Source organism: Sphingomonas changnyeongensis (assembly GCF_009913435.1).
GTDB lineage: Bacteria > Pseudomonadota > Alphaproteobacteria > Sphingomonadales > Sphingomonadaceae > Sphingomonas_B > Sphingomonas_B changnyeongensis.
On record NZ_CP047895.1, the window covers coordinates 2,122,334 to 2,132,125 of the forward strand.

Genomic DNA, 9,792 nt, shown 5'->3' on the forward strand with positions numbered 1-9,792 from the left:
CGCCGCCCAAGCCGGAGCCCGAGCGCCGACCCCCGGGCAACCCGAACTGGCGGGCCGGCGGCCCGTCGCCGAACCCGAGGGGCGGCCGGCTGGGCGGGCCGACCGCCGCCTTCTCGCCACCGAGCAGATGCTGTCGGAGCTGCGGGCCATTATCGAGGTGCAGGTCGCCAAGGCGCTGGACGGCGACAGCGGCGCCGCGGCCCTGGTGCTGGCGAGGGTGCTGGCCGCCGTGGCTGCCGGCAGCCTCTCCGCCGACGTGGGCAAGCTGGTGATCGACGGCATCAGTGCCCTCAGCGAGGCCCGCCGGACTGAAGAGTTGGAGGCGGTGCTCGCCGCCCTAGAGGAGAAACAACGGTGACCTACGCTTCGTGGATGCCCCGCTACCGGGTGATGACCGACACGCCGGGCAAGCTGGACCTGTTCGTGGTCACCATGATCGATGGCCGGCGCGCGGCGCTGCAACCGATAGACGAGTACGACGCCGCCCTGGCCAAGGCGCGGGCGTTCGTGTCCGACCACAAGTGCCAGGTGAAGGTGCTGCCGATGACGGGACCCGAGGTGCGCAACCTCCTGGGCATCCGGCCGCCCGACAAGCCCGAGCCCATCGACCCCGCGCTGCGCCGCCAGATGCTGGACCGGCTCCGCCGGATCGCCCGCGACAGCGACGACGACGCCCGGCGCGACGCCTTCGACCTGCTCAACGACATGGGAGCCATGCAGCCGTGACCACGACCAATCCAAACGAGGTGCCGAAGTACCACGCCACGCCCGAACTGCTCGACGCCATCTATGCCCGCACTGCCGAGCAGGCCCAGGAGCGCATCGACGCCGAGCAGCGCGCCCGCGAGTGGCCGCACGACGTGGACCAGTTGCTGGCGAAGCTGGCGCACACCGTCGCAGCGCACGAGGAACGCATCGCTGCGCTCGAAGCGCGGGCCGGCGTGGGCCGGGGCTGACCACGTGGCGGGCGCCCGTGCGATGCTGGCCAGGGCGAGGCGGCTGGCGCAGGCCAGGTCGCCCGCCTCGCCGTTCGAGCTTGCCTACGGCTCGCTGGACGCTTGGGCGGCCGACTGGCAGGCCCAGGCCGACGCCGGCCTGCTGGACCGGCGCGACACGCCCGTGATCCTGGCTGCCGTGCGGCGCTGGCACCGCGACGGGGCGTGGGCACGGTGACCACGGCCGCGGCCGTGCCGCCCCAGCGCGAGGGCGGGGCGCTAAGGCCGCGGGTGCCCGGCCGTCGAGAGTCGGCCCGCACGGCTTCTCTGTGCCCGAGCCCTGGGCCGACGACGGCGGGCTGCGCCGGGAGCCCGTTCTCGACCACGACTACGCGCCGCCCCGTGTGGTCAGGTTCGTGGGCTGGGCGCGGTGTCTGCGCTGCCGCCGTCCGTTCTTCAGCGAGGACGTGGTGAGGCTGCGCATGTGCACGGGCGCAGTCGGCGGCTGCCGCGAGAGCGACGAGCGGTTCGCGGACGGCCTCACCGGCGGCAACTATTCCGGAGATCGCCGCGCCGGAGGGTGACGCGGCGGTAGCGTGGCCTTGTCACTGCGCCGAGGACCAGCGGACGGTCCCTCGTTAATCGAACATCCGCAGCAGCGGGGGCAGAGCCTCCTTCACCGCTCTGACGCTGCCGGCGCCCTGCACCCCACGGTGTGGGGCGCCGCTATGAAATCTTGATGCTCACGAATCCACGTGTATCCACCGGGACCGGCACCCACTCCGTTTCGCCTTTCTGGTGGTGCAACCCAAAGAATTGAACCGGGGCCTTGCCGCGGGGCTTCACACGGAACCTGAGCGGATGAGCAGGCGTGAGTGCACCGCCTAGAGGGCGAAACGAGATGCAACCAGCGGTGCCGCCGCTGCTCAGCGTGAACGCATCCTTATTGAAGCCGCCCATGAAAGGCTGCCCGTTGACCATCTCCCACTGTAGCTCTTCCTCGGGATTGCCCACGACAAGCGCGAAGTGGGGATTTGGCTCCATCAGGTGCGACGCTTTGACCGTGATCTCGACAGAACCGTCAGCACCGTTGCTCTTGGCGTAACTCAGATTGGAGAAGCCGAGGTGCTGAGGCGTGAACGAGGCGTTCCCCTGGGTGACGCTGACAATCTGCGCAATCGCAGCATCCAAACCTACCGTGTGCATGTCAATAAAAAGGGTCTGTTTGAGGACGGCCGGCATTTCGCTGCCGTCGATCCGCACCGGGACTATCCGCGTTCTGCCCTTAGAAGCCGAATAGAGGGCATTCTGCCACTCCAGCTTCACCATCCCGCTGGCAAGGCTATTCTTCGACACGAAGAAGAACACGAACTCAGGCGCCTCAAGTCCCTTGTTCATCTGGTCGATGATGCCGTCGCCGGGCTTAATCGACCACGAATCGTAAAAGACTTGGTCCTGGCCGAAGATAGACGCCAGCTTTATCGCAACCGCCTCTACCAGCGGTTTGTCGTTGTGGTTGTGGCTAAGGAATATCTTGTGAGGCATCAACAGCTCCCGTCTCCCTGTAAACATAGGAAGCGAGCTTGCCTCTGAGAAGGCTCGGTTCGGCTGGCGGAAGAGGTGGGATTCGAACCCACGGACGGGTTGCCCCGTCGCCGGTTTTCAAGACCGGTTCCTTAAACCACTCGGACACTCTTCCCTACCGACGCGCGACCAGCAGCTTACGATCAGCTTACGGGCGGAACCGCCACCTGATTCGGACTGCTGCTAACCGGCTGTAACCCTTCTCCATTCTTGCACCTGCGGCGGCAAGGCCCAGCAGCTTTCAAGACCGCTGCCTTAAACCACTCGGCCACCTGTCCGTTCTGGATGCCGCTTATCGCCGGCCGTCGCTGGCGAAAAGGGGAAACGTGCCGGGACGGGCGGTGGCGCGGGTGCGACGAGCCATCTTCGCGCCTGCCCGCTCCTGTGGCAGGGAAGGGGGAGGAGATGGCGATGGATGGATCAAAGCGCAGAGCCGCACGGTTCTGGATCGCGGGGCTGGCCGCGCTGGTGGCCGGGCCGGGCCTTGCCCAGCAGGCGACGGGGCCCGCCGCCATGCAGGTGCAGGCGGAGGATGAGGGGCAGGGCACTGTTGCGGCACCGCCTCCCGTCGAAACCGCGCCTGCGGTCGAAGCGGGGTTTGCCGCCTTTCTCGCGCAGCTGCGCGCCCGCGCGCTGGCCGAGGGGGTGAGCGCACGCACGCTCGATGCCGTGCTGCCGACGCTCAGCTTCAACCCGCGCGTGGTCGAGCTGGACCGGTCGCAGCCCGGCGGCAATCCCGCCTCGACAGCACCTGCGGCGCGCATCCCGGCCTTTGCGCCCTATCGCGCGCGCCATGTCGACAGTGCGCGCATCACCCGCGGCCAGGCGCGCTATCAGGCGCTGACGCCCATCCTCAAGCGGATCGAGGCCGAGACCGGGGTTCCCGCGCCGGTGATCGTCGCGATCTGGGGGCATGAGACCAATTATGGCAGCTATACTGGCGGGTTCGATCTGCCCCGGTCGCTCGCCTCGCTGGCCTATGAAGGCCGGCGGCGGGAGCTGTTCACCGCCGAGCTGATCGCGACGCTGAAACTGATCGACCGGGGCGTCCCGCGCGAACGGATCAAGGGCAGCTGGGCGGGCGCGACCGGGCATCCGCAGTTCCTGCCCAGCGTCTATCTGCGCGTCGCGCGCGACGGCGATGGCGACGGCCGGGCGGACATCTGGGGCAGCGAGGCCGATGCGCTCGCCTCCATCGCCGCCTATTTCGTCGATGCCGGCTGGCGGCGGGGCCGGCCCTGGGGCGTGCCGGCGAGCGCGCCGCCCTTTCTGGACCGGCAGGCGATCGCCGGGCGGCTGGAACCGCCGCGCTGCCCGCGCGTGCATGACCGGCACAGCCGCTGGCTGACCGTGGCCGAATGGCGCGCGCGCGGCGTGGTGCAGACCGGCGGCCCCGCGCTGGCCGATGACGAGCTGGCGAGCCTGATCGAGCCCGACGGGCCGGGGGCACCCGCTTATCTGCTGACCGGCAATTACCGCGTGATCCTCGACTATAATTGTTCGAACTTCTACGCGCTGTCGGTCGGCCTGCTGGCCGATGCGGTCGCGCCCGCGTCATGATCCGTTCACCCTGCCCAGAGGTTCGATGCCCCGCCTGATCCGCCCGCCCTTATCCGCCATGTCGACGGGGCCATGGTCATGACCGGCCGGTTCATCAGCCTGGAAGGCGGGGAAGGGGTCGGCAAATCCACCCAGCTGCTGCTGCTGGCCGAGGCGCTGAAGGCGCGCGGGCTGAGCGTCGTCACCACGCGCGAGCCGGGCGGCACGCCGGGGGCAGAGGCGATCCGGGGGCTGTTGATGACCGGCGCGGTCGATCGCTGGTCCCCGCGCACCGAGGCGCTGCTGTTCGCCGCGGCGCGCGCCGACCATGTCGAACGGGTGATCCGCCCGGCGCTGGCGGCGGGATCATGGGTGTTGTGCGACCGGTTCATCGATTCCACCCGCGCCTATCAGGGGGTGGCAGGCGGCCTGACCGATGACGAGATCCTGGCGCTGCACCGCGTCGGCAGTCAGGGGCTGATGCCCGACCGCACTTTGGTGCTGACCATGCCGGTCGCCGCCGCCACGGCACGCATGGTCGCCCGCGACGGCGCGGATGCAGACCGGTTTGCCGCGCGCAGCGACGGGTTTCTTGACCGGGTGGCGGATGCCTTTGTGGCCCTGGCCGCGCGTGAGCCGGAGCGGTTCCGGCTGGTCGCCGCCGATGGCCCGGCCGAGGCGGTGACCGCCCGGCTGGTCGCAGCGCTTGCCGATCTGACGTCATGACGCCGCTGCTTGGCCATCAGGCCCAGATCGCCGCCTTTGTCGAGGCGATGCGCGGCGGCCGCCTGCACCATGCCTGGCTGCTCGCCGGGCCGAAGGGGGTGGGCAAGGGCGGCTTTGCACGGGCGGCCGCCGCGCGCCTGCTCGCCGAAGCGGCCGGCCCGCCGCCGGCTGGCGACGGGCTGGACGTGCCCGCCGATCACCCGACCGCGCGGCTGATCGCCGCCGACGCGCATCCTGATTTCCGCGTGATCGAACGGCTGGCGCGCGAGGGGCGCGGCGAGGAACTGGCGCGCAACATCAGCATCGACCAGATCCGGGCGCTGGTCCCGATGCTGGGCATGGCCCCGGCCTTGTCGACGCGGCGCGCGATCATCATCGATGCGGTCGACGATCTGGAACGCGCCGGGGCCAATGCCCTGCTCAAAAGCCTGGAGGAGCCGCCCGCTGGAACCATCTTCCTGCTGGTCAGCCATTCGCCGGGCCGGTTGCTGCCCACCATCAGGTCACGCTGCCGGATCCTGCGTTTTCAGGCGCTTGGCGATGACGTCATGACAGCAGCGCTCGCCGGGGCGCTGCCCGACGCCGCGCCGGACGAGCTGGCCGCGCTGGTGCGCGCGGGCGGCGGCGCGCCGGGGCAGGCGCTGCGCTTTGCCGGGCTGGATCTGGCCGGGCTGGACGCCGCACTCGACCGGATTGCCGACACCGGCGATCCCCGCAATGCGGAGCGGCTGGCGCTCGCCAAGGCGCTGTCGGCCAAGGCGGTGCAGCCGCGCTATCAGGCGTTTCTCGAACGCGCGCCCGCCTTTCTCGTCGAACGCGCCCGCACCGCGCGCGGCGCGCAGCTGGACGCGATCCTGACCGAATGGGAACGGGCGCGCGATCTGGCGGCCAGCGCGCTGCCGCTGTCGCTCGACCCGCAGGCAACGGTTTTCCAGCTGTGCGGGCATGTGGCCGCGCTTGCCCGGACGCGCGCACACGCTAAAGGCTGACGGCCATGGCCAAGCCTTTCTACATCACCACCGCGATCAGCTATCCCAATGGCCGTCCCCATATCGGCCATGCCTATGAAGCGATCGCCGCCGATGCCGTCGCCCGGTTCCAGCGCATGTCGGGCCGCGACGTCTTCTTCCAGACCGGCACCGACGAACATGGGCTTAAAATGGTCCAGACGGCGCGCGACAAGGGCGTTGACGTGTCCGCGCTTGCTGATGAAATGTCGTGTTATTTCAAGGCAATGTGCGATGCTCTGAACATTTCCTATGATCGATTCATCCGCACCACCGAGCCGGATCATCACGCCGCGAGCCAGGCGATCTGGAACGCGATGGCGGCGCGCGGCGACCTGTATCTCGGGCGTTACGAGGGCTGGTATTCGGTCCGCGACGAAGCCTTTTACGATGAAAAGGAACTGGTCGACGGGGAAGGGGGCGTCCGCCTGTCGCCACAGGGCACCCCGGTTGAATGGACGGTCGAGGAAAGCTGGTTCTTCCGCCTGTCGCGCTATCAGGACCAGCTGCTCGCGCTTTACCGCGACAATCCCGATTTCATCCGCCCGGAAGCGCGCCGCAACGAGGTGATCCGCTTTGTCGAGGCCGGGCTGGCCGACCTGTCGGTGTCGCGCACCAGCTTCGACTGGGGCGTGAAGGTGCCGGGGGCCGAGGGCCATGTGATGTATGTGTGGGTGGATGCGCTCACCAACTATCTGACCGGCGCCGGTTATCCCGATGCCGGCTATGACGCGCGCTGGCCGGCTGACCTGCATGTGATCGGCAAGGATATTGTGCGTTTCCACGCCGTTTACTGGCCGGCGTTCCTGCTGTCGGCGGGGATTAAGCTGCCGCATCAGGTGTTCGGGCATGGCTTCCTGCTCCACCGCGGCGAGAAGATGTCGAAATCGCTCGGCAATGTGGTCGATCCGCTCGACCTTGCCGAACGCTTCGGGATCGACGGATTGCGCTATTTCCTGCTGCGCGAGGTCGTGTTCGGCCAGGATGGCAGCTATTCGGCCGAAGCGATCGTCACCCGCGTGAATGCCGATCTGGCCAACAGCTTCGGCAATCTCGCGCAGCGGGTGCTGAGCTTCATCGCCAAAAATCTGGGCCGGGTACCGGCGGCCGGGCGCGGCGATCCGGCTGATGATGCTTTGCTCGATCTGGTCGCACAGGCGGCGCGGCGCGACGTGCCGGCGGCCTTTGCCGATCTGGCGCTGTCACAGGCGTGCGAGGCATGGATGCGCGGCGTGTTCGCGTGCAACCAATATGTCGACGCCCAGGCACCCTGGGCGCTGCGCAAGACCGATCCGGAGCGGATGGAGGCGGTGCTGCGCACGCTGCTGCTGGCGCTGCGCGAACTGGCGATCGCGATCCGGCCGGTCATCCCCGGCTCGGCCGACCGGCTGCTTGACCTGCTGGGCGTTGCCGCCGACCGGCGTGGCTATGCCGATCTGCCCGATCGGGACTGGCTGGACAGCACGGTTCTTGCCCCGCCCAGCCCGATCTTTCCCCGGCTGGAGCTGCCGGCCGAAGGCGAGGCGTGACGGGGAGGCGTGATGCAGCTTACCGACAGCCACTGCCATCTGAACTATGAAGGGCTGGTCGAGGATCAGGCCGGGGTCATTGCCCGCGCCCGGGCGGCGGGCGTGGCGACGATGCTCAACATCTCGACGCGCGCGCGCGAATGGGACGATGTGATCGGGGTTGCCGAGCGCCATGACCATATCTGGGCCAGTATCGGCATCCACCCGCATGAGGCCGATGCGCATCCCGATGTCGACACCGACCGGCTGATCGCGCGGGCCGCGCACCCCCGGGTGGTGGCGATCGGTGAAACCGGCCTCGATTATTATTACGACCATAGCGACCGCGCGCGGCAGCAGGACAGTTTCCGCGCCCATATCGCCGCAGCCCGGCAGACGGGCCTGCCGGTCATCGTTCACACCCGCGATGCGGAGGAAGACAGTCACCGGCTGATCGCCGACGAAATGGCGGCGGGCGACTATCGCGGGGTCATTCACTGCTTCACCGCCAGCCGCGATTTTGCGGTGCGGATGCTCGATCTTGGCTTCTACATCTCGCTGTCGGGGATCGTGACGTTCAAGAACGCCCGCGACCTGCAGGAAACGGCGCGGATGATCCCCGAAGACCGGCTGCTGATCGAAACCGATGCGCCGTTCCTCGCCCCGGTGCCGCATCGCGGAAAGCCGTGCGAGCCGGCGTTCGTGGCCGATACCGCGCGGTTCCTGGCGGCGCTGCGCGGCACCGAAGCTGAGGCGCTGGCCGAGGCGACGACCGCAAACTTTCATCGGCTGTTTACCAAGGCTGCGCGGTGAAGGTCACCATCCTCGGCTGCGGCACGTCATCGGGCGTGCCGCGCATCGGCGAGGATGGCAGCGATGGCGACTGGGGCGCCTGCGATCCGGCCGAGCCGCGCAACCGCCGTCGCCGCGTGTCGATCCTCGTTGAAAGCGGCGACACGCGCATTCTGGTCGACACGACACCCGACCTCAGGATGCAGCTGCTGGATGCCGGCATCGGCTGGCTGAGCGCGGTCATCTGGACGCATGACCATGCCGACCATGTCCACGGCCTCGATGATCTGCGGCCGCTGTTCCACCGCATGGGCCGGCCCGTTTCCGGCTATGCGCGGCCTGAAACGGCAGCGGTGCTGCACCGGCGCTTCGGCTATGTTTTCGCCGGCGAGCCGGGCTATCCGGCGATTGCGACGCTCGGCAATCTGGATGACGACATGATGATCGGCGACATCCGGCTGCGCGCCGTCGATCAGCCCCATGGCGCGATCACCTCCGCCGGCCTGCGGTTCGACAGCCGGGGAAAATCAATCGTCTACGCCACAGATTTCAACCGCATGACCGATGAAATGCATAATCTGTACGAGCAGTGCGATCTCTGGATTGTCGATGCCCTGCGCCGCGCGCCGCACCCGACCCATGCCCATCTGGACGATGTGCTGCGCTGGATCGGGCAGGTCAGGCCGGGCCGGGCCTTGCTGACCCATATGGACAACTCGATGGATTACCGGACGCTGTGTGCCGAGCTGCCCGAAGGCGTGATGCCGGCCCATGACGGCCAGCAGCTGGTGATCGCATGAGCGGCGATCACTCTGCGCAGCTTGCCGGCGCGCTGCTGATGCTCATGCTGGTCGGATCGGGCCTGATCGCGCGGCGGGTGCCGTTCGGATCGCTGGCACGGATGGCGGCAGGCTGGCTGCTGATCATCGGCGCGGTGCTGGTTGCCGCCAGCTACAGGGCCGAGCTGAAAAGTCTGGCTGGCCGCGTGCTCGGCGACCTGTCGGGCGAACATGGCCGCACGGTCGGCGGCACGCTCAGGATCCCGATGGCGGATGACGGGCATTTCTGGGTGCGGGCGCGGGTCAATGGCACCGAACAGCGCTTCCTGATCGACAGCGGCGCAACGCGCACCGCCATGGGGCTGAACCAGGCACGCGCCGCCGGGCTCGACATTGCGCAGAGCGGGTTTCCGGTCGTGCTGGCGACGGCCAATGGCCGGGTCGAAGCGCGGCGGGCCCGGATTGCCGAGTTGCGGCTTGGCCCGATTGTCGCGCGCGATCTCGCGGCGGTGGTGTCGCCGGCCTTTGGCGACACCAATGTGCTGGGCATGAACTTTCTGTCGTCGCTGGCGTCGTGGCGCGTCGAAGGGCGCACATTGATCCTGGAGCCCGAGCGGACCGTTGGCGCGGCCGAGGGGCCTGATGCCGGCCTCCAATCGGATCATATTTTACATAATGTATATTATCGGGATATTTTCATGTAGGAGAAACGCTCAAATGTCCGGATCCTGCAACGCTCAAATGTCCCTTTTCGAGCGGCGGCAGCCAGCCGGCGGTTCGAAGGGATCGAACGATGCGTTGCCCGCCCGAGCGACTGTCGCAACTTCTCACCGGCGTTCTCAAGCGCGAGATAAAGTACACCCGAGCAGCAGACGTCCTTGGTGTCTCTATAGACCAGAAGACGGGTTATGTGACAGGATGA

13 protein-coding genes and 1 tRNA gene are annotated in these 9,792 nt (G+C 68.0%); 12 read left to right on the forward strand and 2 right to left on the reverse strand.

From position 1 onward, the window contains the following. Nucleotides 1-127 precede the first annotated feature (127 nt). The 5 genes from GVO57_RS10465 to GVO57_RS10485 all read left to right on the forward strand — a co-directional run bounded on the left by GVO57_RS10465 (nt 128) and on the right by GVO57_RS10485 (nt 1,519). A complete protein-coding gene (locus GVO57_RS10465) occupies nt 128-358 on the forward strand; it encodes a hypothetical protein (RefSeq protein ID WP_160593092.1) in 231 nt (76 codons plus the stop codon). Further along, on the forward strand, nt 355-726 hold the full coding sequence (locus GVO57_RS10470; protein ID WP_160593093.1) for a hypothetical protein: 372 nt from the start codon (nt 355-357) through the stop codon (nt 724-726). Before GVO57_RS10465 ends, GVO57_RS10470 begins: the two co-directional genes overlap by 4 nt. Further along, nucleotides 723-956 (forward strand): hypothetical protein, encoded by a 234-nt coding sequence (locus GVO57_RS10475; protein WP_160593094.1) that lies wholly within the window; start codon nt 723-725, stop codon nt 954-956. Before GVO57_RS10470 ends, GVO57_RS10475 begins: the two co-directional genes overlap by 4 nt. 4 nt (nt 957-960) lie before the next feature. After that, nucleotides 961-1,173 carry a hypothetical protein gene (locus GVO57_RS10480; protein WP_160593095.1) on the forward strand — a complete coding sequence of 71 codons (213 nt, stop codon included), beginning with the start codon at nt 961-963 and terminating at the stop codon, nt 1,171-1,173. 91 nt (nt 1,174-1,264) lie between these two features. Beyond that, a complete protein-coding gene (locus tag GVO57_RS10485; protein ID WP_160593096.1) occupies nt 1,265-1,519 on the forward strand; it encodes a hypothetical protein in 255 nt (84 codons plus the stop codon). Between the two features lie 142 nt (nt 1,520-1,661). Here the strand turns inward: GVO57_RS10485 and GVO57_RS10490 are convergent, their stop codons facing one another. Together GVO57_RS10490 and GVO57_RS10495 are read right to left on the reverse strand one after the other, a co-directional pair. Then, the gene (locus GVO57_RS10490; protein ID WP_160593097.1) at nt 1,662-2,480 is read right to left on the reverse strand and encodes a toll/interleukin-1 receptor domain-containing protein; all 819 of its coding nucleotides are present in this window, start codon (nt 2,478-2,480) and stop codon (nt 1,662-1,664) included. A gap of 64 nt (nt 2,481-2,544) precedes the next feature. After that, a tRNA-Ser gene (locus tag GVO57_RS10495) sits at nt 2,545-2,634 on the reverse strand. A 398-nt stretch (nt 2,635-3,032) separates the two neighbouring features. On the opposite strand from GVO57_RS10495, the gene GVO57_RS10500 reads away from it, so the two are divergent. The 7 genes from GVO57_RS10500 (at nt 3,033) to GVO57_RS10530 (ending at nt 9,574) form a co-directional block, all read left to right on the forward strand. Continuing rightward, nucleotides 3,033-4,079 (forward strand): lytic murein transglycosylase, encoded by a 1,047-nt coding sequence (locus GVO57_RS10500; protein WP_160593955.1) that lies wholly within the window; start codon nt 3,033-3,035, stop codon nt 4,077-4,079. Nucleotides 4,080-4,151: 72 nt separating this feature from the next. Then, nucleotides 4,152-4,784: a dTMP kinase gene (tmk, locus tag GVO57_RS10505; protein ID WP_160593098.1), complete on the forward strand. Its 633-nt coding sequence runs from the start codon at nt 4,152-4,154 to the stop codon at nt 4,782-4,784. After that, the gene (locus GVO57_RS10510; protein ID WP_160593099.1) at nt 4,781-5,773 is read left to right on the forward strand and encodes a DNA polymerase III subunit delta'; all 993 of its coding nucleotides are present in this window, start codon (nt 4,781-4,783) and stop codon (nt 5,771-5,773) included. Before tmk ends, GVO57_RS10510 begins: the two co-directional genes overlap by 4 nt. A 5-nt stretch (nt 5,774-5,778) precedes the next feature. Next, a complete protein-coding gene (gene metG, locus GVO57_RS10515) occupies nt 5,779-7,320 on the forward strand; it encodes a methionine--tRNA ligase (protein ID WP_160593100.1) in 1,542 nt (513 codons plus the stop codon). A 12-nt stretch (nt 7,321-7,332) separates the two neighbouring features. Continuing rightward, on the forward strand, nt 7,333-8,112 hold the full coding sequence (locus tag GVO57_RS10520) for a TatD family hydrolase (RefSeq protein WP_160593101.1): 780 nt from the start codon (nt 7,333-7,335) through the stop codon (nt 8,110-8,112). After that, entirely contained in the window at nt 8,109-8,891 is a 783-nt protein-coding gene (locus GVO57_RS10525) for an MBL fold metallo-hydrolase (protein WP_160593102.1), read from the forward strand. The genes GVO57_RS10520 and GVO57_RS10525 overlap by 4 nt, the downstream gene beginning before the upstream one ends. Continuing rightward, nucleotides 8,888-9,574, forward strand: coding sequence for a retropepsin-like aspartic protease family protein (locus GVO57_RS10530; RefSeq protein ID WP_160593103.1), 687 nt, complete (start codon nt 8,888-8,890; stop codon nt 9,572-9,574). The genes GVO57_RS10525 and GVO57_RS10530 overlap by 4 nt, the downstream gene beginning before the upstream one ends. Nucleotides 9,575-9,792 lie beyond the last annotated feature (218 nt).

Excerpts from the sequence above, each read along its gene's own strand:
- tmk (WP_160593098.1), top strand. The coding sequence starts at position 4,152 with ATGGTCATGACCGGCCGGTTCATCAGCCTGGAAGGCGGGGAAGGGGTC.
- GVO57_RS10510 (WP_160593099.1), top strand. The coding sequence starts at position 4,781 with ATGACGCCGCTGCTTGGCCATCAGGCCCAGATCGCCGCCTTTGTCGAG.
- metG (WP_160593100.1), top strand. The coding sequence starts at position 5,779 with ATGGCCAAGCCTTTCTACATCACCACCGCGATCAGCTATCCCAATGGC.
- GVO57_RS10530 (WP_160593103.1), top strand. The coding sequence starts at position 8,888 with ATGAGCGGCGATCACTCTGCGCAGCTTGCCGGCGCGCTGCTGATGCTC.
- GVO57_RS10465 (WP_160593092.1), top strand. The coding sequence starts at position 128 with ATGCTGTCGGAGCTGCGGGCCATTATCGAGGTGCAGGTCGCCAAGGCG.
- GVO57_RS10520 (WP_160593101.1), top strand. The coding sequence starts at position 7,333 with ATGCAGCTTACCGACAGCCACTGCCATCTGAACTATGAAGGGCTGGTC.
- GVO57_RS10500 (WP_160593955.1), top strand. The coding sequence starts at position 3,033 with ATGCAGGTGCAGGCGGAGGATGAGGGGCAGGGCACTGTTGCGGCACCG.
- GVO57_RS10490 (WP_160593097.1), bottom strand. The coding sequence starts at position 2,480 with ATGCCTCACAAGATATTCCTTAGCCACAACCACAACGACAAACCGCTG.